This is a genomic window from Actinomadura terrae (assembly GCF_022751215.1).
Lineage (GTDB): Bacteria > Actinomycetota > Actinomycetes > Streptosporangiales > Streptosporangiaceae > Spirillospora > Spirillospora terrae.
In genome coordinates this window covers 1,490,163-1,513,933 of sequence record NZ_JAICDG010000001.1, presented here as the reverse complement: position 1 = coordinate 1,513,933, position 23,771 = coordinate 1,490,163, and the positions used below count along the sequence as shown (strand labels likewise).

At 71.7% G+C, this 23,771-nt stretch carries 22 protein-coding genes and 1 riboswitch; of the genes, 9 read left to right on the top strand and 13 right to left on the bottom strand.

Annotated features, from left to right (window positions below):
• Positions 1-51 precede the first annotated feature (51 nt).
• Positions 52-1,839 (bottom strand): DEDD exonuclease domain-containing protein, encoded by a 1,788-nt coding sequence (locus K2F47_RS06720; RefSeq protein WP_242901879.1) that lies wholly within the window; start codon positions 1,837-1,839, stop codon positions 52-54.
• Positions 1,840-2,194: 355 nt separating this feature from the next.
• Here K2F47_RS06720 and K2F47_RS06715 point away from each other — a divergent pair, with 355 nt between their 5' ends.
• From K2F47_RS06715 to K2F47_RS06700, 4 genes are all read left to right on the top strand, one after another.
• Positions 2,195-3,406 carry an NYN domain-containing protein gene (locus tag K2F47_RS06715; protein WP_372490835.1) on the top strand — a complete coding sequence of 404 codons (1,212 nt, stop codon included), beginning with the start codon at positions 2,195-2,197 and terminating at the stop codon, positions 3,404-3,406.
• Positions 3,407-3,678: 272 nt separating this feature from the next.
• Positions 3,679-4,638 (top strand): C40 family peptidase, encoded by a 960-nt coding sequence (locus tag K2F47_RS40500; RefSeq protein WP_308198375.1) that lies wholly within the window; start codon positions 3,679-3,681, stop codon positions 4,636-4,638.
• A 300-nt stretch (positions 4,639-4,938) separates the two neighbouring features.
• Positions 4,939-5,134, top strand: a riboswitch (cyclic di-AMP (ydaO/yuaA leader).
• A 143-nt stretch (positions 5,135-5,277) separates the two neighbouring features.
• On the top strand, positions 5,278-6,591 hold the full coding sequence (locus tag K2F47_RS06705; RefSeq protein WP_242901877.1) for a basic secretory family protein: 1,314 nt from the start codon (positions 5,278-5,280) through the stop codon (positions 6,589-6,591).
• Positions 6,588-7,904, top strand: coding sequence for a M48 family metallopeptidase (locus K2F47_RS06700; RefSeq protein ID WP_242901876.1), 1,317 nt, complete (start codon positions 6,588-6,590; stop codon positions 7,902-7,904). Before K2F47_RS06705 ends, K2F47_RS06700 begins: the two co-directional genes overlap by 4 nt.
• Positions 7,905-7,919: 15 nt before the next feature.
• Here K2F47_RS06700 and K2F47_RS06695 read toward each other — a convergent pair whose 3' ends face one another.
• The 4 genes from K2F47_RS06695 to ctaC all read right to left on the bottom strand — a co-directional run bounded on the left by K2F47_RS06695 (position 7,920) and on the right by ctaC (position 12,195).
• Positions 7,920-9,206, bottom strand: coding sequence for a L,D-transpeptidase (locus K2F47_RS06695; protein ID WP_242901875.1), 1,287 nt, complete (start codon positions 9,204-9,206; stop codon positions 7,920-7,922).
• 137 nt (positions 9,207-9,343) lie between these two features.
• The gene (locus K2F47_RS06690) at positions 9,344-9,754 is read right to left on the bottom strand and encodes a cytochrome c oxidase subunit 4 (RefSeq protein WP_242901874.1); all 411 of its coding nucleotides are present in this window, start codon (positions 9,752-9,754) and stop codon (positions 9,344-9,346) included.
• A 3-nt stretch (positions 9,755-9,757) separates the two neighbouring features.
• The gene (ctaD, locus tag K2F47_RS06685) at positions 9,758-11,425 is read right to left on the bottom strand and encodes an aa3-type cytochrome oxidase subunit I (RefSeq protein ID WP_443611968.1); all 1,668 of its coding nucleotides are present in this window, start codon (positions 11,423-11,425) and stop codon (positions 9,758-9,760) included.
• Positions 11,422-12,195 (bottom strand): aa3-type cytochrome oxidase subunit II, encoded by a 774-nt coding sequence (ctaC, locus tag K2F47_RS06680; RefSeq protein WP_242901873.1) that lies wholly within the window; start codon positions 12,193-12,195, stop codon positions 11,422-11,424. The genes ctaD and ctaC overlap by 4 nt, the downstream gene beginning before the upstream one ends.
• 182 nt (positions 12,196-12,377) lie before the next feature.
• Here ctaC and K2F47_RS06675 point away from each other — a divergent pair, with 182 nt between their 5' ends.
• The gene (locus K2F47_RS06675) at positions 12,378-13,556 is read left to right on the top strand and encodes a cysteine desulfurase family protein (protein WP_242901872.1); all 1,179 of its coding nucleotides are present in this window, start codon (positions 12,378-12,380) and stop codon (positions 13,554-13,556) included.
• On the top strand, positions 13,553-13,864 hold the full coding sequence (locus tag K2F47_RS06670; protein ID WP_242901871.1) for a sulfurtransferase TusA family protein: 312 nt from the start codon (positions 13,553-13,555) through the stop codon (positions 13,862-13,864). Before K2F47_RS06675 ends, K2F47_RS06670 begins: the two co-directional genes overlap by 4 nt.
• A 207-nt stretch (positions 13,865-14,071) precedes the next feature.
• Here the strand turns inward: K2F47_RS06670 and K2F47_RS06665 are convergent, their stop codons facing one another.
• Both K2F47_RS06665 and K2F47_RS06660 read right to left on the bottom strand, forming a co-directional pair.
• Positions 14,072-15,052, bottom strand: a complete 981-nt coding sequence (locus K2F47_RS06665) for a carbohydrate kinase family protein (RefSeq protein WP_242901870.1) — start codon at positions 15,050-15,052, stop codon at positions 14,072-14,074.
• A gap of 185 nt (positions 15,053-15,237) precedes the next feature.
• Positions 15,238-15,600: a HesB/IscA family protein gene (locus K2F47_RS06660; protein WP_242901869.1), complete on the bottom strand. Its 363-nt coding sequence runs from the start codon at positions 15,598-15,600 to the stop codon at positions 15,238-15,240.
• Positions 15,601-15,837: 237 nt separating this feature from the next.
• Here K2F47_RS06660 and nadA point away from each other — a divergent pair, with 237 nt between their 5' ends.
• Positions 15,838-16,992, top strand: a complete 1,155-nt coding sequence (nadA, locus tag K2F47_RS06655) for a quinolinate synthase NadA (RefSeq protein ID WP_242901868.1) — start codon at positions 15,838-15,840, stop codon at positions 16,990-16,992.
• A gap of 17 nt (positions 16,993-17,009) precedes the next feature.
• On the opposite strand, the gene pspAB is transcribed toward nadA, so the two are convergent.
• From pspAB to K2F47_RS06635, 4 genes are all read right to left on the bottom strand, one after another.
• A complete protein-coding gene (gene pspAB / locus K2F47_RS06650) occupies positions 17,010-17,579 on the bottom strand; it encodes a PspA-associated protein PspAB (RefSeq protein ID WP_242901867.1) in 570 nt (189 codons plus the stop codon).
• Positions 17,579-18,496, bottom strand: a complete 918-nt coding sequence (gene htpX, locus K2F47_RS06645) for a zinc metalloprotease HtpX (protein ID WP_242901866.1) — start codon at positions 18,494-18,496, stop codon at positions 17,579-17,581. The genes pspAB and htpX overlap by 1 nt, the downstream gene beginning before the upstream one ends.
• Before the next feature lie 66 nt (positions 18,497-18,562).
• Positions 18,563-18,841 (bottom strand): PspA-associated protein PspAA, encoded by a 279-nt coding sequence (gene pspAA / locus K2F47_RS06640; RefSeq protein WP_242901865.1) that lies wholly within the window; start codon positions 18,839-18,841, stop codon positions 18,563-18,565.
• On the bottom strand, positions 18,838-19,647 hold the full coding sequence (locus K2F47_RS06635; RefSeq protein ID WP_242901864.1) for a PspA/IM30 family protein: 810 nt from the start codon (positions 19,645-19,647) through the stop codon (positions 18,838-18,840). Before K2F47_RS06635 ends, pspAA begins: the two co-directional genes overlap by 4 nt.
• Before the next feature lie 277 nt (positions 19,648-19,924).
• Between K2F47_RS06635 and K2F47_RS06630 the strand changes: the two genes are divergently transcribed.
• Both K2F47_RS06630 and K2F47_RS06625 read left to right on the top strand, forming a co-directional pair.
• Positions 19,925-20,500 carry a DUF3043 domain-containing protein gene (locus tag K2F47_RS06630; protein ID WP_242901862.1) on the top strand — a complete coding sequence of 192 codons (576 nt, stop codon included), beginning with the start codon at positions 19,925-19,927 and terminating at the stop codon, positions 20,498-20,500.
• Between the two features lie 59 nt (positions 20,501-20,559).
• Complete coding sequence (locus tag K2F47_RS06625; RefSeq protein ID WP_242901860.1) at positions 20,560-21,561, top strand: aldo/keto reductase family protein; 1,002 nt, start codon at positions 20,560-20,562, stop codon at positions 21,559-21,561.
• Between the two features lie 45 nt (positions 21,562-21,606).
• On the opposite strand, the gene K2F47_RS06620 is transcribed toward K2F47_RS06625, so the two are convergent.
• Both K2F47_RS06620 and K2F47_RS06615 read right to left on the bottom strand, forming a co-directional pair.
• Positions 21,607-21,804 carry a hypothetical protein gene (locus tag K2F47_RS06620; RefSeq protein WP_242901858.1) on the bottom strand — a complete coding sequence of 66 codons (198 nt, stop codon included), beginning with the start codon at positions 21,802-21,804 and terminating at the stop codon, positions 21,607-21,609.
• A 105-nt stretch (positions 21,805-21,909) separates the two neighbouring features.
• Positions 21,910-23,664, bottom strand: coding sequence for a hypothetical protein (locus K2F47_RS06615; RefSeq protein ID WP_242901856.1), 1,755 nt, complete (start codon positions 23,662-23,664; stop codon positions 21,910-21,912).
• Between the last annotated feature and the right edge of the window lie 107 nt (positions 23,665-23,771).

Sequence of the window (23,771 nt, the reverse complement as noted above, 5' to 3'; positions counted from 1 at the left end):
CGCCGGTCACTTTAGCCGTCGTCACCTCAACGCCCGTCACCTCCGCGGGCGTCATCTCAGCGGGCGGCTCCGCCCGGCCGACTCCGGGTCGTGGGCGGCGTAGGCGTTGTCGATCCAGCCGCGCAGGCCCTCGGCGCCGTGCGCGGGGCACGTCCACTCGCCGTCCACCTCGACGAGGCGGACGCCGGGCAGGTCGAGCCAGCGCAGCACGCACTCCATCTCCTCGGCGGTGGCGCCGCCGCCTGCCCCGCCACCGGGCGCGGTGCCGAGCGGGACGCCGCCGGGCGCGCCGCCCACCGGCGGGAACACGGTCTCGGCGGTGGCGGTGAGGGCGTGCACGTAGGGCCAGGGGTCGGCGCGCGGTGGGACCGTTCCGGCCGCGGCGAGCCGCCCGTACCGGACGACCGCCAGCTCCCAGCCGTCGTCGAAGGCGGGGCGCGCCGCCACGAGCTGCCGCAGCCGCGCGAACGCGGTGAGCCGCTGCCCGCGCGCGGCGGCGCGGACGAACGCGGCCAGCCGGTCGCGCTGGGCGGCGGCCTCCTCGTAGCGCAGCTCGCGCGAGAGCCGGTCGATGCGGGCCCGCGCGGCGGTCACCACCGGACGCGCGTCCCCCTCCATGATCGTCTGCGCGGCGGCGACGTGGGCGGTGTAGGCGTCGAGGGCCTCGCTGCCGTCGCAGGGGGCGCCGCAGTGGCCCATCTCGGCGAGCGCGCAGGCGTGCAGCCGGCCGCTCTCGACCAGCCGGAGCGTGATCCGCTGCGTGCACTGCCGCAGCGGGACGGCCTCGTGCAGCGCGGCGCGCGCCTCCTCGGCCTGCCGCCGCGAGGAGATGGGGCCGAGGTAGCGGGCGCCGTCGTCGCGGATCTCGCGGACGATCGACAGCCGCGGGAACGGCTCGGCGGTGAGCTTCAGCCACAGCGCCCGCTCGGGGAACTTCGAGCGGCGGTTGTAGCGGGGCTTGCGCTCGGCGATCAGCCGCAGCTCGCGGACCTCGGCCTCCAGGCCGGTCGCGCACACGATCGTCCGGACCCGCTCGGCGAGCCCCACCATCTCCCGGACGCGGCGCCGCGTCTCCGACCCGGTGAAGTAGCTGCGCACCCGCGACCGCAGGTCGCCGCTCTTGCCGACGTACAGCGCCTCGCCCGCGTCGTCCTCGAACAGGTACACGCCGGGCGCGGACGGGACGTCGTCGGCGAGGTGGCGCTTGCGGCGCTGCTCGGGCGTGGGCGCCTTGGCGAAGCCGCGCATCTCCTCCAGTGACGTCACGCCGAACGAGCCGAGCCGCTCGATGAGCCCGTGCAGCACCTCCACGGTGGCGCGGGCGTCGGCGAGGGCGCGGTGCGTCGGCTCGGTGCTCGTGCGGAAGAACCGGGCGAGCGTGCCGAGCTTGCAGTTGGGCACCTCGTCCTTGGACAGGACGCGGCGCGCCAGGTCGACGGTGTCGACGACGGTGAACTTCGGCCAGGCGTAGCCGTGCTCGGCGCACGCCGCCTTGAGGAACCCGATGTCGAACGGCGCGTTGTGCGCGACGAGCACGCAGCCGCGCGCGAACTCCAGGAACGCGGGGAGCACCGACTCGATCCGGGGGGCGGCGGTCACCATGGCGGTGGTGATGCCGGTCAGCGCCGTGATGAACGGCGGGACAGGTCCGCCCGGGTCGACCAGCGTGCCGAGCTCCCCGAGCTCCTCCCCGCCGCGCACCTTCACCGCGCCGATCTCGGTGATCGCCGAGTCGGCCGCCGAGCCGCCGGTCGTCTCCAGGTCGACCACCACGAAGGTGACGCCGGACAGGGGCGTACCGAGGTCGTCCAGGGTGCCCTGGACGTGCGCAGCCGTCATGCCCGGGACCGTAGAGGACGCCACCGACAGAAGTCCGTGCCGCTAGGGTTGGTCCCGCGCCGGCACGTCCCGCCGGGTGGGGGCCACGGGGGACGGCTCGGGGGTTCGGCGCGTCCGGCCCGATCCCGCATGCGGAGCGGGCCCGTCCCTGCATTCCCGCTGGTTAGGGTGTGTGGCGCTCGGGAAGACTCGGCCCACCGGCGGCAAGCCCGGAAGGAGCGGGACCATCAACAGCCCCGAAGCGAGCCCAGGCGCCCCCGAGCAGCTGGGCGGGCCCCTGCCGGAGGCCGTCCGGCAGGGCGTGGTGGAGGCGGCCGCCGAGCTGATCGGCGCGCTGCCGATCGACGAGGTGCCGATGCCGCTGCGCCGGTTCGCGCGGTTCGAGCGGCGCAAGCGCGCCAAGCTCGCCGGTCAGCACATCGCCGCGCTGCTGGAGAAGGACGACGCGTTCCGGCGGCGGGTCGCCGGGCCGCCGCGCGAGGCGCAGCCGGAGCTGGTGGAGGCGGTGGAGGGCGGGGTCGTGCCGCCCGCCGCCGATCCCGTCCGCGTCGCGGTGCTGGCCTACCTGCTGCGCCCCGCCGGATGGACGGGCCTGGTCGAGGCGGCGCGCGCGGAGCTGGAGCGCTCGGTGTCGGCGTCGGAGGAGGAGGCCGCCGAGCGGCGCTTCGCCGCGCTGCGCGAGGAGCTGGCCGCCGCCCGCGCGGCGCGCGCCGGGGAGGTCGAGAAGCTGCGCACCGACCTGCGCGCCGCCAAGGCCGAGATCGCCGAGCTGCGCCGCAAGCTGCACGAGGCGCGGACGCGGGCGCGCGACACGCAGGCGAGCGCGGAGCTGCTCGCGGCGGGCGCGGAGCGCGAGCTGGCCGCCGCGCGCGAGTCGACCGCCGCCGCCGACAAGGAGCTGCGCAAGCTGCGCGCCCGCGCCGCGCAGGCCGAGGCGGCGGCGGAGGCCGCCAAGCGGGCCGCGCGCGAGGGCCGCAACGTCGACGACGTCCGGCTGCGGATGCTGCTGGACACGCTGGTGGACGCGGCGCGCGGCGTGCGGACCGAGCTGGCGCTGCCGTCCACGATCGGGCGCCCGGCCGACGTCGTCGGCGGGCAGGAGCCCGAGCGGACGGGGCACCGGGCGCTGCCGGGCCGCGTGCTGTCCGACAGCGACCCGCAGCTCCTCGACCAGCTGCTGACGCTGCCGCAGGTCCACCTCGTCGTGGACGGCTACAACGTCACCAAGACCGGCTACGGCGAGCTGCCGCTGTCGGACCAGCGCAACCGCCTCGTGTCGGGCCTCGGCGGCCTGGCCGCGCAGACCCGCGCGGAGGTGACGTGCGTGTTCGACGGCGCGGACCTGGACGCGCCGGTGCCGGTCGGGGCGCCGCGCGGGGTGCGGGTGCTGTTCAGCAACCCGGGGCAGACCGCCGACGAGCTGATCGGCGACCTGGTGCGGGCCGAACCGCCGGGCCGGGCCGTCGTGGTGGTCTCGGCCGACCGCGAGGTCGCGGACGCGGCACGCCGCGCCGGTGCACGCCCCGCGCCGTCCACCCTGCTCCTGCGCCGCCTCGGCCGCTCATGACCCGGCACAGTTGCCTCGTGACCTGCGCGGACGTCCACTCCGACTGTCGGTGATCTTGCTATCACGGAAAGTGGACGTACGCGGGAGAAGTCAATCAAGATGTGATGTTTCGGTTGTGACGGTTGTTGTGCCTCGCTAGTGTCGTCGGCTGACGTCGTGGAGCGAGAGGGGCGAATTCGACCGTGGCCAGTGATTTCATCGGGGCCTCAGCGCAATCGCGTGACCGGCGGAGATATCTCGCGCCCGGTGGCGCGGCCCGCCGCGTGGTGGCAGTGGCCTGCCTCGCGGCGACGGCGACCTTCGCCTTCCCCCCGGTGGTGGCGCACGCGGCGCCCAAGCCGAAGGCGGCGGACGTGCGCAAGAAGCTCACCAAGCTCAACGAGCAGGTTGACCAGAACGTCGAGAAGTACAACAAGGTCAACGAGCAGCTCAAGATCGCCAAGAAGAAGCTCGACGCCGCGAAGAAGTCGAGCAAGGGCGAGGAGACCGCGTTCGAGCAGCAGCGGTCCAGGATCGCGCAGATGGCGGCCACCGCGTACAAGAACGGCGACACCTCCGACGTGTCCGGGTTCGTCAGCAGCGACGACCCGCAGGCGATCCTCGACCAGGCCGCCGTCTTCACGCACCTGTCGCAGGAGCGCAGCTCGCAGCTCACCCAGTTCCTCGCCGCGACCCAGCGGCTGCGCCGGGAGCGGGCGACGGCCCAGGCCGCCTACGACGACGTCGCGGGCAAGGCCAAGGAGCTGAAGGACAAGAAGAAGGAGCTCGACAAGCAGGTCCAGGAGCAGAAGAAGCTGCTGGCCAAGCTGGGCGAGAAGACCCCGAGCAAGACCGGCGGCAGCGGCGGCACCGGCGGGACCTACAACGGCCCGGCCAGCGGCTCGGCGCGCACCGCCCTGAACTACGCCTACGCCCAGCTCGGCAAGCCGTACGTCTACGGCGCGGCGGGCCCGGACTCCTTCGACTGCTCCGGGCTGACGATGCGCGCCTGGGGCGCGGCGGGCGTCAGCATCACCCGCACGACGAACTCGCAGTACGCGGCGACCAAGCGGGTCGACAAGAGCGACCTCCAGCCGGGCGACCTGGTGTTCTTCAGCGGCCTCGGGCACGTCGGCATGTACGTGGGCGGCGGCAAGATGATCCACGCCCCGCACACCGGCGACGTCGTCAGGATCGCCGACATCTCCTCGGGCTACTACGTGTCGAACTACTACGGCGCGGGACGGCCCTGAGCGACGCCCCCGGCAGACCTCATCGGCAGCGGACCAGGCTTTGACCTGGTCCGTTGTTGATTTTGGGGGGGTTTGCCTTCTGATGGGGCTTTGGTACCTTTGCATCACCCGGGCGCCCGCCAGGCGCCCGAGCCCCGCGACGCCCACCAGGCGCCGCGGCCCCGCGCGGCACCGTCCAGGCGCCGCGTCCCGGCGGCACGCTCCACGTGCCGTCCCCCCGCAAGGCCGGACCCGGCCGATCGTGCGCACGCCGACGCGTGCATGGCGCTGAGCGCGCGTCACGACGCGACCCAGGGTTCCGGTGAGGCAACGCCGAGTCCGCCCGCGTGCGGAGCCGGGGACCCATATCGACCGGCGTCCGGAAGTCCGCTTCCGGACGGGCATACCGGTCCCCCGGGGTGAATCGGCGCGTCCCTCCCGTCAGGTGAGAGCCGCCGTAGGGCCACTTCCACGCCCGAACCCGTCAGCTAACCCGGTAGGCGTCTTGGAAGAAGGAGTGATGCTTTCCCCCCGACACGAGCCACGGCCCGCATGCGAGCGGGCCCCACGGGCGTGGCCGCTGCCAAGGGCGCGGCCGCGCCCGTCCTTTTCCATGACGCCCTCCCCGGCGCGCATGGCCTCCTGCATAGGATCACGCGCATGACCGACGGCCCCGGCCCGGAGGAACACGACGCGGCACCAGACGCCGCGCGGAGCGTCCCGCAGGACGGCTCCCTGCCCCGGCGCAGGCTCCTCGGCCTGGGCGCGGGCGGCGCCGCGCTGCTCCTCGCCGGCACCGCCGGTCTCGTCCGGACGCGCTCCGGCGACGCCGGCGCCACCTCAACGAAGGCCACCAGGGCGGCGGGCTCCTTCCACCCGGACGCGGCCGGGGACATCCTCGCCAACCGTGCGCGCGCGGTCTCCCGCGGCGACCGGGCCGCGTTCCTGGCCACGGTCGGCTCCGCGCCCGCCGCGTTCCAGAAGGCGCAGGCGGGCCTCTACGACAACCTCCGCCGCCTCCCGCTGGACGGCTGGCGCGAACGCGTCGTCGACACCCAGCACACCGACGCCGAGTCCGGGGTCACGGTCGTCCGCACGCAGGTGCGCTACAAACTGAGGGGCTTCGACCGGCGCGAGGTCGCCCGCACCCGCTACCTGGCCCTCGCCCCCCGCACCGGCGGCTGGACGATCGTCGGCGACGGCGCCTCCCACGGCCTCACCGACGACGCCGAGATCTGGGACGGCGGGCCGCTGACCGTGGTGCACGGCCGGGCGTGCCTGGTCGTCGGCGACGCGTCCGGGCTGGACCGGGTCGCGCGGAGCCTGGACGCGGCCGTGCCCGTCGTCACCCGCGTCGTCGGCCGGGGCTGGGCGCAGCGGGCCGTCGCGCTCGTCCCCGCCGACACGCGGCTGGCCGGCGCCCTCGCCGGGCAGGGCCAGGACCTGGGCGCGATCGCGGCGCTCGCCACCGTCGCCCCACCGGCCGGGGAGGGCCCGGGCGAGGACCGCGTCATCATCTCCCCCGGCACCTTCGGACGGCTCAACGACCTCGGCCGGGACGTCGTCCTCGCCCACGAGCTCACCCACGTCGCGACCGGCGGCGCCCGCGACCGCACGACGCCGCTGTGGCTGATCGAGGGGTTCGCCGACTACGTCGGATACTCAGGGGCGCGGGTCACGGTCCGCTCGGCGGCCGGTGAGCTGGGCCGCGAGGTGGCCGCCGGGCGCGTCCCGGCCGCGCTGCCGGACGCCGCCGCCTTCACCGGCGCCTCCCCCCGGCTCTCGCAGTCCTACCAGGAGGCCTGGCTCGCCTGCCGGATGATCGCGGACCGGTACGGTGAGGCGACGCTCGTGCGGCTGTACCGGGCCGCGGGCCGCGTCCCCGAGGCGACCGCGCTGCGGGACGCGCTCGGCCTCACCCGGGACCGCTTCACCGCCCTGTGGCGCGACTACCTCAAGAAGGAGCTCCGTTGAGCCGACGTCCCCGGACCGCGGCCGCGGTCGCCGCCGCCGCGCTGTTCGCCGCAGTCGGCGCCGTCCTGGCGTTGACCACGCCGTGGAACCCGCTCCCCGGGCACGTGCCGGGCGGCCGCGTGGAGGCCGACCCGTCCGCGGACTTCTCCGCCGCCGAGATCGCCCGCTCCCGCGCGTTCGACTCCGCCCTCAACCCGCCCGCCTACGCGGGCCTCCTCGTCGGCCTCGTGCTCGTCCTCGCGCTCGGCCTCACCCCGGCCGGGTCGCGCCTCATCGGGTGGACGACGGCGCGCGTCCGCTGGTGGCCGCTGCGCGTCATGGTCGCCGCCGTCGCGCTGACGACGCTGCTACGGGTCGCGGGGCTGCCGTTCGACGTGTGGGGCGAGTCCGTCCTGCGCCGGTACGGGCTGTCCACGCAGTCCTGGCCGCAGTGGCTGTTCGACCAGCTCAAGTCGCTCGCGGTCGGCTGGGTGATCTACACGGTCGCGCTGCTGCTGCTCTACGCGGTGATGCGCCGCTTCCCCCGCTACTGGTGGACGGGCGCGGCGGCGGGCGGGTTCGTCCTCGTCGTCGCCGTGTCGTTCCTCTACCCCATCGCCGTCGAACCGGTCTTCAACAAGTTCCACTCGCTGCCGCAGGGCCGGTTGCGGACCGACCTGCTCGCCATGGCCGACCGCGACGGCGTCCCGGTCGAGGACGTCCTCGTCGCCGACGCCTCCCGCCGGACGACGTCCCTGAACGCCTACGTGTCGGGGTTCGGCTCCACCCGCCGCATCGTCCTGTACGACACGCTGCTGCGCTCGCCGCGCCCCCGGATCGAGTCGATCGTCGGCCACGAACTGGGCCACGCCAAGCGCAACGACGTCCTGTGGGGGACGCTCGTGGGCGCGATGGCCGTCGCCGGGGCCATCTGCCTGCTGTACCTCCTGCTGACCTCACCGCGCCTGCTGCGCCGCGCCGGAGTGCCCCCGGCAGAGGACCCGGACGGGGACCCGCCAGAGGACGCCGAGGCCCGGACGGCCGTGAACCCGCGCTCGCTGGCCCTCGTCCTCGCCCTCGTCGCGGTCGGGACGCAGGTCGGCACGCCCGTCCAGAACCTCGTGAGCCGCCGCATCGAGGCCCGCGCGGACGCGCACGCCCTCGACCTCACCCGCGACCCGTCGACGTTCGTCTCGATGCAGCACGAACTGGCCGTCCGCAACATCTCCGACCTGAGCCCCAACGCCCTCGAATACCTCCTGTGGCTGACCCACCCGTCCTCCCCCGACAGAATCGCCATGGCCCGCAACTGGGAACGCATGCACGGCGGCTGAGGACCGACCGGCCGGTCAGTTGCCCTTCGCGCCGGGTTCGGCGCCGGGGTTCGCGGGCGGGGCGTCGCCGGGCTGGGCCGACAGGGTGGCCGTGTCCGCGCGCGGCGCGGTCGTGACCGAGCGCCCGAGCGCGCTGCCCTTCACCCACTTGCTCCAGTCGAGCTGCCAGTAGCCCCAGCCGTTGTCGGGCTCCAGCTCCCGGCTCGTCCCCGTCACCGTCACCGGGTCGCCCCGGTAGGCGTGGCGGTAGAACCACGCGGCGTTGGACGGGCTGATGTTGATGCACCCGTGGCTCACGTTGTCGTGCCCCTGACTGCCCACCGACCAGGGCGCGCTGTGGACGTACTCGCCGCTGCCGGAGATCTGCACGGCCTTGTAGACGGTCAGGCTGTAGTAGCCGGCGCAGCCGGGCCCGCAGCCCTCCCACTCCGACGTCATGACCGTGGGGTCCTTCTTGGCCATCGCCAGGTGGACGCCGTTGGTGGTGGTGTACTTGCGGGCTCCGCCCCGTCCCATGCTGGTCGGGATCGTCCTCACCTTCCGGCCGTTGAACTTCACCACCATCTTGTGGTTGTCCTCGCCGACCGTGGAGACGTGCTCGTCCCCGACCCTGAAGTCGACGCCGTAGTTCTTCACACCGTAGACGTCCCTGCCGGTGCGGACGCCGGACAGGTGGGCGCGGAAGCTCACCCTCGTGTGCGCGGGCCAGTACTGCCTCGGACGGAACACCGCCTCGGGCCCCTCGTCGCCTTCGAACCAGTGCCAGGCGCCCTCGACGGGCCGGTCGGAGCGCACCTCCAGCGCCCGCTCCACCGCCGCCCGGTCGGTCACCTTCTTGTCGAACTTCAGGACGATCGGCATGCCGATCCCGACCGTCTCCCTGTCGGACGGCGCGTCCAGGCCCATCGCGCTCGTCGCCTTCACCTGGGCGGTCGCGAAGCGGCTGCTGACCGTCCGGCTGCGGCCGTCCTTCCCGACGGCCGTCGCGTGCACCGTGTACGAACGGCCCGGGTCCAGCGTCCAGCGCGACCGCCACTGGCTCCGGTCCGCGCTGAGTACGCCCTCCACCGCCGATCCGCCGCCCGCCACCGTCACGTTCTCGATCGTGCCGCCCTGCGAGCGGACGGCGATCTGCCCGTCCGGACGCAGCACGGCGCCGCCGCCCGGCGCCACCGCGACACCGAGCTCCTCATCCTGGGCCCCGCCTCCCGAGCACCCCGCCGCACTGCCCGCCGCGACGGCGGCGCAGGTGAGCAGCGCGGCGGTACGCCTTCCTCGGTCCCTCGGTCCTGAGCCACCCACGCGCACGGTAACCCCCCGGTCGTCCCCGCTGGGCGAGAATCGTCTGCCCAGCCCCCGAAGCCGGAACGACGCCCAGATGAAAAGGCCGGTACCCACAAAAATGTGGGTACCGGCCCCTCTTGGGCTTCTTTTACCGCTCAGTGGGCGAAATGACCCCGGTAGTACTCGAAGACCAGACCGATCGTCGTCATGATGACCGCGGCCCCGCCGAGGATCACCATCCACCAGCCGAACACCACGCCGAGGGCCACGCACGCGGCCGACAGCCCCAGGAACAGCGGCCACCAGCTGTGCGGGCTGAAGAAGCCCAGCTCGCCCGCGGCGTCGGCGATGTCGCCCTCCGGGTCGTCCTCGTACAACGGGCCGTTGTTGGCCCGTTCGAGGCGCCGGACGGTGAAGTGGATGTAGAACCCGATGAGCCCGGCGAGGCCGATGGCGAGGGCGAGCGCCGTGGTGCCCGTCCAGTCACCCGACCACAGCCAGTACACGATGTCGGTGGCGAGGAAGAAGACCGCGCACCCGTAGAACATGAACGCCTGGACGCGCATCGGCTACTCCCCCTTCGCCCCGGACAGCTCGCCCTTGGCACCCACGTGCGGGTGGTGCAGGTCGAACGCCGGGCGCTCCGAGCGGATCTTCGGGATCGAGTTGAAGTTGTGCCGCGGCGGCGGGCACGAGGTCGCCCACTCCAGCGACGAGCCGTAGCCCCACGGGTCGTCCACGTTCACCGGCTTGCCCTTCTTGGCGGTGATGTAGACGTTGTAGAAGAACGGCAGCATCGACAGGCCGAGGATGAACGAGAAGACCGTCGAGACCTGGTTGAGGCCCTCGAACTCGCTCGCGTAGTCGGCGTAGCGGCGCGGCATGCCCTCGGCGCCCAGCCAGTGCTGGATGAGGAACGTGCCGTGGAAGCCGATGAACAGCATCCAGAAGTGGACTTTGCCGAGCGTGTCGTTCAGCATCTTGCCGGTCCACTTCGGCCACCAGAAGTAGAAGCCCGCGAACATCGCGAACACCACCGTGCCGAACACCACGTAGTGGAAGTGCGCCACGACGAAGTAGGAGTCCGACAGCTGGAAGTCCATCGGCGGGGACGCGAGGATGACGCCGGTCAGGCCGCCGAACAGGAACGTCACGAGGAAGCCCAGCGACCACAGCATCGGCGACTCGAACGTCAGCTGCCCTCGCCAGATCGTCCCCACCCAGTTGAAGAACTTCACCCCCGTGGGCACGGCGATGAGGAACGTCATGAACGAGAAGAACGGCAGCAGCACCTGGCCGGTCACGAACATGTGGTGCGCCCACACGGTGACCGACAGGCCCGCGATGCTGATCGTCGCGAACACCAGGCCGATGTAGCCGAACACGGGCTTGCGGCTGAACACCGGGAGGATCTCGGTCACGATGCCGAAGAAGGGCAACGCGATGATGTAGACCTCCGGATGCCCGAAGAACCAGAACAGGTGCTGCCACAGCAGCGCGCCGCCGTGCGCGGAGTCGAACACGTGCGCGCCGAGCTTGCGGTCGGCCTCCAGCGCCAGCAGCGCCGCGGCGAGCACCGGGAACGCCAGCAGGACGAGGATGGAGGTCAGCAGGATGTTCCAGGTGAAGATCGGCATCCGGAACATCGTCATGCCGGGGGCGCGCATGCACAGGATCGTGGTGATGAAGTTGACCGCGCCCATGATGGTGCCGAAGCCCGACATCGCGAGGCCCATGACCCACATGTCGCCGCCGACGCCCGGCGAGCGCACCGCGTCCGACAGCGGGGCGTAGGCGAACCAGCCGAAGCTGGCCGCGCCGCCCGGCGTCAGGAAGCCCGCGATGACGATGATGCTGCCGAACAGGAACAGCCAGTACGCCAGCATGTTCATCCGCGGGAACGCCACGTCGGGCGCGCCGATCTGGAGCGGCATGATGACGTTGGCGAACCCCGCGAACAGCGGCGTCGCGAACATCAGCAGCATGATCGTGCCGTGCATGGTGAACAGCTGGTTGAACTGCTCGTTGCTGAAGATCTGGAGCTCGGGCTTGAACAGCTCGGCCCGCATCATCAGCGCGAGCACGCCGCCGATGAGGAACATCACGAACGACGTGATCAGGTACAGGTAGCCGATCACCTTGTGGTCGGTGGACGACATCCACGAGGCGAGGATGCGCCCCTTGCTCGTCCGCGACGCGGCGACCGGCGTACTCGGTGCGTGACTGATCGTGGTCACTTGGCACCCCCCACGGCCTTGGCCTTGGACTCGGCGATGAACGCGGCGTACTGCTCGGGCGTCACGACCCGGAGCTGGAACAGCATCCTGCTGTGGTCGACGCCGCACAGCTCCGCGCAGCGGCCCTCATAGGTGCCGAGCTTGTTCGCGGTGAACTCGAACTCGTTGGTGTAGCCCGGCATGACGTCCTTCTTGTACAGGAGCGCCGGGACCCAGAACGAGTGGATGACGTCGTTGGAGTGCAACCTGATCCGGACCGTCTTGCCGGACGGGACCGTCATTACCGGCTTGGCGCCGCCGCTGGCGTTCGGCGCGACCGGCTGCCCGACGACGGAGGCGACGGTCTTCTCCTGGCCGCCGGTCTTCTCCTTGTAGTCGAACTGCCAGCTCCACTGGAAGCCGGTGACGTCGATGGTGACCGCGGGATTGTCCGTGGTCTTCTCGACGTAGTTCTCGTCCCGGACGGTGAAGAAGAACAGGACCGCGATGATGACGAACGGGACCGCCGTGTAAAGGATCTCGATCGGCATGTTGTAGCGCACCTGCGGCGGCAGGTCGTCGGAGCGCTTGCGGTGGAACAGCACCGCCCAGATGATCAGGCCCCACACGACGGCACCGACGGCGAACGCGGCGATCCAGGACCCCTGCCAGAGCTTCAGCATGCGCTCGGCCTGGGGCCCGATCGGCTCGGGCATGCCTAGGCGGGACGCCTCGCCGCTACAGGCGGTGGCGGTCAGCGCCAGCAGGCCCAGCGCGCCGGCGCTTCTCAATGCGCGGCGACCGCGCACAGGCGTACGCCGCTCCCTAGAGCGGGTCGGACTCACGGAATGCCTTCCCCACGGATGAATGCCCGGTCGTCCGGGCGGATGAGATCAGGAGTTACACATGTGGTGGACACCCTAGCGCGAGGGTCGCGCGAACCCCCGATCGGGTGCCCGGTTAGTGTTCTGGCGTGGCCGACTCCAGCGCGCCGGGCGCCTATCTCGACGCCGCTTCCACCGAACCGCCGCATCCCGCGGCGCGGGCGGCGCTGCTGGAGGCGCTGGACGCGGGCTGGGCCGATCCCGCCAGGCTCTACGGGACGGCCCGGAGCACCCGCGTGCTGATGGACCGGGCGCGCGCGCGTGTCGCCGGTGTCCTGCGTGCCCGTCCGGACGAGGTGTCGTTCACGTCCTCGGGCACCCAGGCGGTGCACCTGGCGGTCCTCGGGGGGCTCCAGGCGCGCCGGCGGGCCGGGCGCCACCTGGTGGTCGGCGCCGTCGAGCACTCCAGTGTGCTGCACGCCGCGGAACTGCACGAGCGGGGCGGCGACGAGGTCACGATCGTCGGCGTCGACCGGACCGGCCGGGTCGACCCGGCCGCGTTCGGCGCCGCGCTCAGGCCCGACACCGCACTGGCGTGCCTCCAGTCGGCCAACCACGAGGTCGGGACACTCCAGCCCGTCGCGGAGGTCGCCGAGGCGTGCCGCGCGGCGGGCGTGCCGCTGTTCGTCGACGCCGCGCAGTCCCTCGGACGCGCGGACGTACCGGGCGGCTGGTCGTTCCTCGCCGGAAGTGCCCACAAATGGGGCGGACCCGCCGGAGTCGGCGTGCTCGTCATCCGCAAGGGCACCCGCTGGCGCTCCCCGCTCCCCGCCGACGAGCGCGAGGGACGCCGCGTCCCCGGGTTCGAGAACGTCCCCGCCGTCGTCGCGGCGGCCGCCGCCCTGGAGGCGTTCCAGGCCGACATGGCGGACGACGCGCCGCGCCTCTCCGCGCTCGTCGACCTGATCCGCGATCGCGTCCCGAGGGAGATCCCGGACGTCCAGGTGGTCGGCGACCCCGTCCGGCGGCTCCCCCACCTCGTCACCTTTTCCTGCCTGTATGTCGAGGGTGAGGCACTTCTCACCGAATTGGACAGGATGGGTTTCGCGGTTTCCTCTGGAAGCTCGTGCACGGCGGATACGCTGCGACCAAGTCATGTCCTGGAGGCGATGGGAGTGATCACCCATGGAAACGTACGGGTATCGCTGCCGCGTGGCACCGGTGCGGCGGACGTCGACCGGTTCCTCGCCGTCCTCCCCGGCGCCGTCTCCCGGCTGCGCCGGTCGGCGATGAACACCCCAGAGACAGGGAGGCGGTCGCGCCCATGAGGTTCCGAGGCCGCGCCAAGAGCACCGCGCCCGCGAGCGCCACCCCCGCGCCGTCCCCCGCCGAGCCCGCGGGCCCGCCCCCGGTGCTGGTCATCGACGCGCTCGGCCGCAAGTGCCCGATCCCGATCATCATGCTCGCCGAGCGGATCCGCGAGGTCCCCGTCGGCGAGATCGTCGCCGTCCTCGCCGACGACGCCGCCGCCTGCACCGACATTCCCGCCTGGTGCCGCATGAAGTCCCAGGACTTCGTCCGCGAAGAGACCCTCCCCCAAGGCGGCTGGGGCTTCCACATCAAAAGAACGTACTAATTGCCTCGCCTACGCTCGGCGGCTCGGGGCGCTTTTTCGCGCCCTCTTCCCTCGTCGCTCCGGTCGCTGGCGCTCCCTGCGCTCCTCAGTCCAGAGTGCGCGGCGCCCCTCGCGGTCTCTTGCGTGCCTGGATTGAGGGGTCCACGTACCTGAGTTGCGAATGGCCGCGTCCCCGGCGTCGGGGCGCGGCCATTCGTGTCGTTCGTCCTACGCGGTGGTGAGGTGGGGGGCGACCTCGTCGGCGGCCGGCCGGCCGTAGGTGGCGGCGAAGCGGTCGAGGAAGGACTGGCGGGAGAGGGTGTACTCCTGCGGGCCCGCGGCCTCCAGCGCGTGCGCGGCGATGGCGTTGCCGACCTGGGCGGCGCGCTCCAGGGGGAGGTTCCAGGCGGTGGCCGACAGGAAGCCCGCGCGGAAGGCGTCGCCGACGCCGGTCGGGTCGACGACGGAGTCGACGTGGACTGGCGGGACGTGCACGCCCTCCTCGCCCTGGCGGTCGATGACGACGCCCTTGGCGCCGAGCGTGGTGACGCGGACGCCGACGCGGGAGAGGATCTCCTCGCTCGTCCAGCCGGTCTTCTCCTCGCTGAGGGCCTTCTCGTACTCGTTGGTGAACAGGTAGGCGGCGCCGTCGATGAGGCGGCGGACGTCGGCGCCGTCCATCCGGGCGAGCTGCTGGGACGGGTCGGCCGCGAACGGGATCTCGCGGGTGCGGCACTCGTCGGTGTGGCGGAGCATCGCCTCGGGGTCGTTGGGGCTGACCACGACGAGGTCGAGGCCGCCGACGCGCTCGGCGACGGGGCGCAGCTCGATGGAGCGGGCCTCGCTCATCGCCCCGGCGTAGAAGGTGGCGATCTGGTTCTGGTCCTGGTCGGTGGTGCACAGGAACCGGGCGGTGTGGTGGATCTCGGACACGTGTACGGACGCGGTGTCCACGCCGTGCCGTTCGAGCCAGGACCGGTAGTCGGCGAAGTCGGCGCCGACGGAGCCGACGAGGATCGACTCCTTGCCGAGGCTCCCCATCCCGAAGCAGATGTTGGCGGCGATGCCGCCCCGGCGGATGTCCAGCTCGTCCACCAGGAACGACAGCGACACCTGGTCGAGCTGGTCCGGGAGGAGCTGGTCGGTGAACCGTCCGGGGAAGGTCATGAGATGGTCGGTCGCAATGGAGCCTGTCACGGCGATGCGCACGGCGTCGCTCTCCTCGTCGTGGTCGTCCGGCTTGTCACCGGCTGTTTCAACCCGGAAAGACTACTTCCATCGGAGCATACGAAGCGGCGCTCGCACACCCGTCGAGGATGCCTATACCGGCCTGCCGGACGCCAAAGGGCGGCCCGGAATCACACCGGACCGCCCTTGGGGCTCGTCGACGCGGACTAGTTGAAGCTGTCGCCGCAGGCGCAGGAGCCGGACGCGTTCGGGTTGTCGATCGTGAAGCCCTGCTTCTCGATCGAGTCCACGAAGTCGATGGTGGCGCCGGTGAGGTAGGGGGCGCTCATCCGGTCGACGCGGACCGACAGGCCGCCGAAGTCCTGGATCTGGTCGCCGTCCATCTCCCGCTCGTCGAAGAAGAGCTGGTAGATCAGGCCGGAGCAGCCGCCCGGCTGCACCGCGACACGCAGGGCGAGATCGTCGCGGCCCTCCTGCTCCAGAAGGCCGCGGGCCTTCACGGCGGCGGCGTCGGTGAGGATGACGCCCTGCTGCGTGGTCTCCTGCGTGGTCTCGCCTGAAACCGTCATGTGTTCAGCTCCCGGGTTCTCGCTGCGCCGCTCATGCGGCGAACCGTCGCTTGTCTCCGAGGACGTCGTTCGACCTCTTCCCGTAGGACAACGTACCTCGCCGCAGGCCCATTCCGCTTATCGGCGGGGTTTAACACCGGGGAGGGGTGCGGTCTACGTCACACCGCCGGACTTGCCCGGATATGCAATCATTAGTCGTCAGAGCGACGATAAGTCCGTCGCAGGAGGGAGTCTCCCGTGACCACCCCAGTGCGCGATCTTCCGCTGCTGCTGCTCGGCGAGGGTGCCGACCCGGGCAGCGAGCGCGGCGTGGACTGTCCCGGCGAGCTGCCGCCCGCGTCCGACCCCCGGCTGGTCGAGCGGGCCGCCGCCGCGAAGGCGGCGCTCGGCGACCGGGTCTTCGTCCTCGGCCACCACTACCAGCGCGACGAGGTCATCCAGTTCGCGGACGTCACCGGCGACTCGTTCAAGCTCGCCCAGCAGGCGGCGGCGCGTCCCGAGGCGCCGTACGTGGTGTTCTGCGGCGTGCACTTCATGGCGGAGTCGGCCGACATCCTGACCGCCGCCCACCAGCGCGTGATCCTCCCCGACCTCGGCGCGGGCTGCTCGATGGCCGACATGGCCACGTTCGACCAGGTCGAGGAGTGCTGGGACGTCCTGGAGGACGCCGGGATCGCCGACGACGTGGTCCCGGTGACCTACATGAACTCCTCGGCCGACATCAAGGGGTTCGTCGGACGGCACGGCGGCGTCGTGTGCACCTCGTCCAATGCGAAGCGGGCCCTGGAGTGGGCCTACTCCAAGGGCAAGAAGGTGCTGTTCCTGCCCGACCAGCACCTCGGCCGCAACACCGCCGTCCTGGAGATGGGCTTCTCGCTGGAAGACTGCGTCGTCTACAGCCCGCACCGCCGCGAGGGCGGTCTTACGCAGGAGCAGCTGCGGGACGCGAAGATGATCCTGTGGCGCGGCCACTGCTCGGTGCACGGCCGGTTCAGCAAGGAGTCGGTGGACGACGTGCGCGCCCGCGTCCCCGGCGTGAACGTGCTCGTCCACCCCGAGTGCCGGCACGAGGTCGTCACGGCCGCCGACCAGATCGGCTCGACCGAGTACATCATCAAGGCGATCGAGGCGGCCGAGCCCGGCTCGTCGTGGGCGGTGGGGACGGAGCTGAACCTCGTCCGGCGGCTGGCGAACGCCCACCCCGACAAGAACGTGATGTTCCTCGACAAGACCGTCTGCTACTGCTCGACGATGAACCGGATCGACCTGCCGCACCTGGTCATGTCGCTGGAGACGCTGGCGCGCGGCGAGGTCGAGAACGTCATCACCGTGGACGAGGAGACCGCGCACTACGCCCGCGCCGCCCTCGACCAGATGCTCGCCCTGCCGTAGCGGGGGCCGTGCCGGCCTCAGAGGCCGGGGGCGCCCCAGACGGGGAACCACCGGCCGAGGTCGTCCTCGAAGGGGAGGTCGGCGCCGACCGCGCCGCGGACCTGGAGTTCGAGCGCGTTGTCGCGCTTGTCGCCGGGCAGCGGCGCGAACGGGTAGAACGTGCCGCGCTTGTAGAGGTAGACGAGCGCGAGCCGCTGCCCCTCGGGGCCGGTGAACCCGGCGAGCGAGCACAGCAGGTGCGGGCCGAAGCCGCCGCCCTCCAGCGTCGCGTTGACCGCGTGCAGGTCGGTGACCAGGGCGGGGAGTTCCTCCGGCGGATGCTCGGCGAGCAGCCACGTGTACCCGTAGGAGTCGGTGCTGATCTCGACCTTGGGGCCCTCGTCGGCGTCGAGCAGTTCCTGGACGTCCTGCTGGAGCCGCGCGAACGCGCCGCCCTCGGCCGCGCGGAAGCACACCGAGCCGAGCCCGGTCGGCTTGAACCCGGCGGCGGCCTCCAGCGTGATCGCGGCGGTGGACAGCCCGAACAGCCGGTCGAGGTCGGGCTTGACCGGCTTGGACCGGCCGAGCAGCGTGTCCAGGAATCCCATCAGGCTCCCCTGCTGAGCTGGTCGGAGATCGACGACAGCTGCGCGAGGCGGCGGTCGAGCGTCGGGTGGGTGGAGAACAGCGAGGAGACGCTGAAGCCCTTGCCGAACGCCGGGGTGAAGAAGAACGCGTTGAACGCCTGCGCGGAGCGCAGGTCGTTGGTCGGGATGCGGGCGATCTCGCCGGTGACCTTCGTCAGCGCGCTCGCGAGCGCGGACGGTCGGCCGGTGAGCAGCGCGGCGGCCCGGTCGGCCGACAGCTCGCGGTAGCGCGACAGCGCCCGGGTGAGCAGGAAGCTGACCGCGTACGCGACCGCGCTGACCGCGATCACGGCGAGCAGGATCAGGCCGGTGTTCTGGTCGCCGTCGCGGCGGTTGAAGCCGCCCCACAGGCCCCACTCCAGCCCGAACCGGGTGATGAGGCCCGCGCAGATGCCGAGGAACGAGGCGATCGTCATGACCGCGACGTCCTTGTGGGCGATGTGCGCCATCTCGTGCGCGAGGACGCCCTCCAGCTCGACGGGGTCGAGGCGGCGCATCAGGCCGGTCGTGACGCACACGACGGCCTTCTTCTGGTTGCGGCCGGTGGCGAACGCGTTCGGGACGTCGGTGTCGGTGATCGCGACGCGCGGCTTCGGCGCGTCCGACATCGCGCAGATCCGGTCGATGACGCCGTGCAGTTCGGGCGCCTCCTCCGGGGAGACCTCCCGCCCGTGCATGGCGAACATCGTCAGCTTGCCGGAGAAGAAGTACTGGGCGAGGAGGAAGACCAGGGCGACGCCCAGCGCGATCACGCCGATGCTCGGCGAGATCACGAAGAACGCCGAGACGAAGACGACGTAGACCAGCCCCAGCAGGAACATGGTCACGAGCATGCGCGACGTGAGCCCCCGGTCGGAGGCGTACCGCGTCCGGGCCATTTCTGTTCTCCCCCAGTTCTCCCGATTCACCTGTAGCAACGTCCGAGAGCCGGGTTTCGTGCCAGGTCAGTCCGGAATGAGCCCCTCGTCACCCAGCATCGACCGCACCTCGTCGATGTGCGCGTCCGCCGGGGGCAGGATCAGCTCCGAGGGCGCGAGGCTGTCGGCCGGCAGCGGCCTGCCCACCTTGCGGACGCATCCCAGCAGGGCGTGCAGCGCGGCGCGGAACGCCGTCTCGTCGTCGGCCTCGATCGCCTTCTCCAGCTCGGCGTCGAGGGTGTTGAGCGCCGAGAGGTCGTCGGCCGCCACGTCCAGCTGGCCCTCGCCCATCAGGCGGACGATCACTGGGCACCCCCGGGCTTCTGCGGCCACGGGGCCTGCTGCGGGGTGTCCTGCGGCTGCTGCTGCGCCTGCGCGGCCGAGGAGCCCTGGTTCAGCTCCTTGGGCGCGGGACCCTGGCCGAGCTCGGCCTTGAGACGTTCCAGTTCGAGGTCGACGCCGGGCCCGGAGCCCATCCGGTCGAGCTCGGCCTGGATGTCGTCCTTGGGACCGGAGAAGTCCTCCAGGGCGCCGGAGGCGAGGAGTTCGTCGATGGCGCCCGCGCGGGCCTTCATCGTCTCGGTCTTCTCCTCGGCGCGCTGGATCGCCAGACCCACGTCGCCCATCTCCTCGGAGATGCCGGAGAACGCCTCGTTGATCTTCGTCTGCGCCTCGGCGGCCGTGTAGGTCGCCTTGATCGTCTCCTTGCGGGTGCGGAAGGAGTCGACCTTGGCCTGGAGCCGCTGGGAGGCGAGCGTGAGCTTCTCCTCCTCGCCCTGCAACTGCTGGTACTGGGCGCGCAGGTCGCCGAGCTGGCTGTCGAGCCCGGCGCGGCGGGTGAGGGCCTCGCGGGCGAGGTCCTCGCGGCCCACCTGGAGGGCCTTCTTGCCCTGGTCGGTCAGCTTGTTCTGCTGGCCTTCCAGCTGGTTGATCTGCAGCTCGAGACGCTTGCGCGAGGTGGCGACGTCGGCGACACCCCGACGGACCTTCTGCAGCATCTCAAGCTGGCGCTGGTAGGAGTAGTCGAGCGTCTCGCGAGGATCCTCCATGCGGTCCAGGGCCTTGTTCGCCTTGGACTTGAAGATCATCGACATTCGCTTCATCACGCTCATCGCGCGGCGCCGGTCCCTTCGTGCTGTCGCCTCAGTCGCAAACTGGGCTCAATGACCACTGCTGGGGTTCTTATCACCCTACGCGTTAACGTCCCAGCCTTGCGAGATGTTGCCGTCAGAGCGTCGCAGTCCCCCCATGATCGCATGGCTGGTCTTCCCCGGTTCGCGGACTCGATGCTCACCAATCTCGGACGCGCGTCACTCGGTGTCCAGTTCCCCCGGGGCGGGGCTTTCGCGTCTGGCGTCCCTGCGGATGGGGGCCGGTAGGCTGATCCCCGTGTTCAAGCGTCGTAGCCCGGAAGCTCCGGAGAGCCCTCCGCAGGTCGTGAAGCCCGGAGGCAAGGGCCGTCCCACGCCCAAGCGCAGCGAGGCCGAGAAGCGCCGCCGCCAGCCGATCACCGCGCCGTCCACGCGCAAGGAGGCCTACAAGCGGGCCAGGGAGCGGCAGGCCGGCGAGCGGGTCAAGGCCAAGCAGGGGATGGTCAAGGGCGATGACAAGTACCTGCTCAAGCGCGACAAGGGCCCGGTGCGCAAGCTCGCCCGCAACTACGTGGACGCGCGCCGCACGTTCGGCTCGTACCTGATGTACGCGTTGTTCGCGGTCGTGATCCTCAGTCTGATGCCGATCCCCGCCGCGCGGCTGATGGGGTTGTTCGCGCCGCCGGTGGTGCTGCTGGTCGTCCTGGCGGAGGGCGTGTTCCTCAGCCGCGGGGTGAAGAAGCTGGCCTCGGAGCGGTATCCGGACGACGACCAGCGCGGCGTCGGCCTCTACGCGGCGATGCGCGCCATGCAGATCCGCAGGCTGCGGATGCCCGCGCCGGCGGTGAAGCTCGGCGAGAAGGACAAGGTCTGAGCGGGGCCGGCGGGGTCTGACCTCGGTGCCCGTTTCACCGTCCGGATAGGGTTTCGGACATGGAGTTCCGATACCTCGGCCGGAGCGGTCTCAAGATCAGCGAGATCGCGTACGGCAACTGGCTCACCCACGGCTCCCAGGTCGAGGAGGACGCCGCGCGCGCCTGCGTGCGCGCCGCCCTCGACGAGGGGATCACGACCTTCGACACCGCGGACGTCTACGCCGGGACGCGCGCCGAGGAGGTCCTCGGCCGCGCGCTCAAGGGCCAGCGCCGCGAGGGGCTGGAGATCTTCACGAAGGTCTTCTGGCCGACCGGGCCGGGCCCGAACGACCGCGGGCTGTCCCGCAAGCACATCATGGAGGGCATCGACGGCTCCCTGCGCCGCCTCGGCACCGACTACGTCGACCTCTACCAGGCGCACCGGTTCGACCACGAGACGCCGCTGGAGGAGACCCTCCGCGCGTTCGACGACCTCGTCCGGCGCGGGAAGGTCCTCTACGTCGGCGTGTCGGAGTGGCGCGCCGAGGAGATCGAGCGGGCCCTGAAGATCGCCGACGAGATGGGCTTCGACCGCCTGGTGTCCAACCAGCCGCAGTACTCGATGCTGTGGCGGGTCATCGAGGAGGAGGTCGTCCCGCTGTCCGAGCGCGAGGGCCTCGGCCAGATCGTGTGGTCCCCGATCGCGCAGGGCGTGCTGACCGGCAAGTACCGTCCGGGGCAGCCGCTTCCGGAGGGGTCGCGCGCCACCGACGACAAGGGCGGCGCCAACATGATCAGCCGCTTCCTCGACGACGAGCTGCTGACGCGCGTGCAGAACCTGCGTCCGATCGCGGACGAGCTCGGCCTGTCGATGGCGCAGCTCGCGATCGCGTGGACGTTGCAGAACCCGAACGTGTCGGCGGCGATCGTCGGGGCGTCGCGTCCGGAGCAGGTGGCCGACAACGTGAAGGCGGCCGGCGTCAAGCTGGAGGCCGACGTGCTGAAGCGGATCGACGACGTGCTCGGGGACTCGGTGGTCCGCGACGCGTCGAAGACCGTCAGCCCGCCCACCCGCCCCTGAGCGAGGGGCCGCGGGGACCGGTGCCCCGCGGCCCTCGCCCGGCGCTCACTCCGGGTCGAGCAGGCTCATCCCGTAGACGACGTCGTCGCCGTCCAGCAGCGTGACCTTGTCGACCTCCTCGGCGCGGAGGCCGCGCCAGTTCTCGCCCAGCCAGCTCTCCGCGTCCGCCTGGGTGGAGAACGTCTCCTCCGATACCCCGGCCGGGCGGCCGTCGGCCTTTTCCAAACGCCAGTTCCACGCCATGGCGACCTCCCTCGTCGGCCCGAAGACTAGTCGCCCCGGCGTGTCGTGTCCGGCCGGACGCGACCTCACCCGAACACTCGGCGCGCCCTGCCTAGCTCGACGGCCTCACCGGCGCAGGGCGTAGGCGCGGACGGTGCTCTGCTCGACCGTGTTCCCCTCCGCGTCGACGGCGGTGGCGGAGAGGGAGACGTACTCGGCGTCCGCGGGGTGCTGGAGGTCGATGGTCCAGCCGTCCCCGGCCGCGTGGACGGTGGTGTCGCGCCACGTCCTGCCGTCGTCGTAGGAGACGCGGACGCGGAGCTCCTTCACCTTGCGCGCCCCCACGCCGGGCGGGGTCTGGATCTTGGCGCCGATGCGGTGGGGAGCACCCGCGGGGGCGCGGCTGTAGCCGTCGAGCCGCGCGTCGTAGCGCACGGTCATGAGCGGCGGTACGGCGGTCGTTTCGGTGTGCGCCGAGGTGAAGGTCCAGGCCGCGTCGGTGCGGGTGCCCAGCGGCGACCAGGGGACGCTCCGCTCGGCGGTGGTCTCCAGCCGGTAGCGACCGCCTTCCTTGGGAAGCGTGAAGCTGCCGAAACCGGCGTCCTGGCTCGTGCCGATCTCCCGCCCGTCCTGCTTCAGGGTCGTCCGGCCGGTGATGTGCCCGTCCTCATCGGGTCCGTCCAGTGGCCCGACGTGGGTGGGGACGCCGTCGGAGAACAGGGACATGTTGACGTCCAGCGTGTCCTGGCGGCGGACGGCGGCGGGTGTGAGGTCGCCGAGGTTCCAGTACGCCAGGGCGGGGGTGAGCGGGGCGGTGTGCCAGCGCCGGGTGTAGTCGCCGGCGCGGGGGTAGCGTTCCCAGCTGTCGGTCCCCTCCGCCGTCTCGAACGTGCAGTCGTCGCCGTCCATCCCCAGCGTGTCGGTCCACCGGACGCCCGGAGTGGTGTGGACGGTGTGCGTCCCCGGTGCCGTGCCCGCCACCAGGCCGTGCGAGACGATGATCGGCAGGTCGGGCAGGTCGGGCCCCGTCCAGGTCGAGACGCAGGTGGCGCGGCCGGGGGCGGGGTAGCTCGTGCGGACGGTGGCCAGGCCTGCGTCGTGGACCCGGAACACCGGCGCGTCGGGGATGCGTCCCTTCGAGGTGGTGACCACGGAGTACTGGTACGGGCCGTCGCCCGTGCCGTCGGGCGTCCAGGTGGTGAAGAGGTGGAGCGACACACCGGCCGCCGGTGAGATGAACACCCCGTTCTCCAGCGAGAGGCGGTAGGCGTGCCGCTCTCCCCTGGTCGTCATCGGGACCATCGCGTCGCCCAGGAACATCTTCGGGCCCGGGTGGTCCAGGCTGACCTCGATCTTCCTGGTGGTGCGGGCGTCCAGCAGGACGGTCGTGTCACCGGTGACGGTCACCGACGGGAGGATCACCAGGGCGGCGGCGTTGGGGAGGCCGGGCTCCCGGGTGCGGATCCAGGTGCCCACCCGGTACGTGCCCGGCGGCACCTCGACCTGGCCCGATCCCCCGCTGAACGTGCCGTGCACCTGGGCGCCGGTCGCGGGGTCGAAGACGCCGAAGGCCTCGGCGTCGGCGTCGGCGGGCTTCTGGCCGGAGCGGTCGAGGACCGACACCGTCAGCCGGTGGGTCGGGCCCGCCGCCCTGCGCCGCCCGGGGACAGGGGACGGCGACGCGGCCTTCGGTTCGATCGTCCGAGGTCCGTGCCGGACCGCCGTCTCCTCCATCGTGGCTCCGATGGCCTGATGGGGTGTGCGGCCGGCGACGGGCGTGAACCGCGCGGCGGCGTGCGACGGGGGCGCGACGCCGGACGCGACGACGACCGCGAGGGCGCTTCCGAACAGGATCGGCAGGCCGCGGGTGAACTTGTCCATCTGGGCTCCCTGGGTGTCGATCATTGTCACCGGGTCCATGTCCGCGGCCGCGGTCCGGGTTCCCGGGGGCGTGCGGAACCCTGGTCCCGCCCGCGGACACAGAGGGG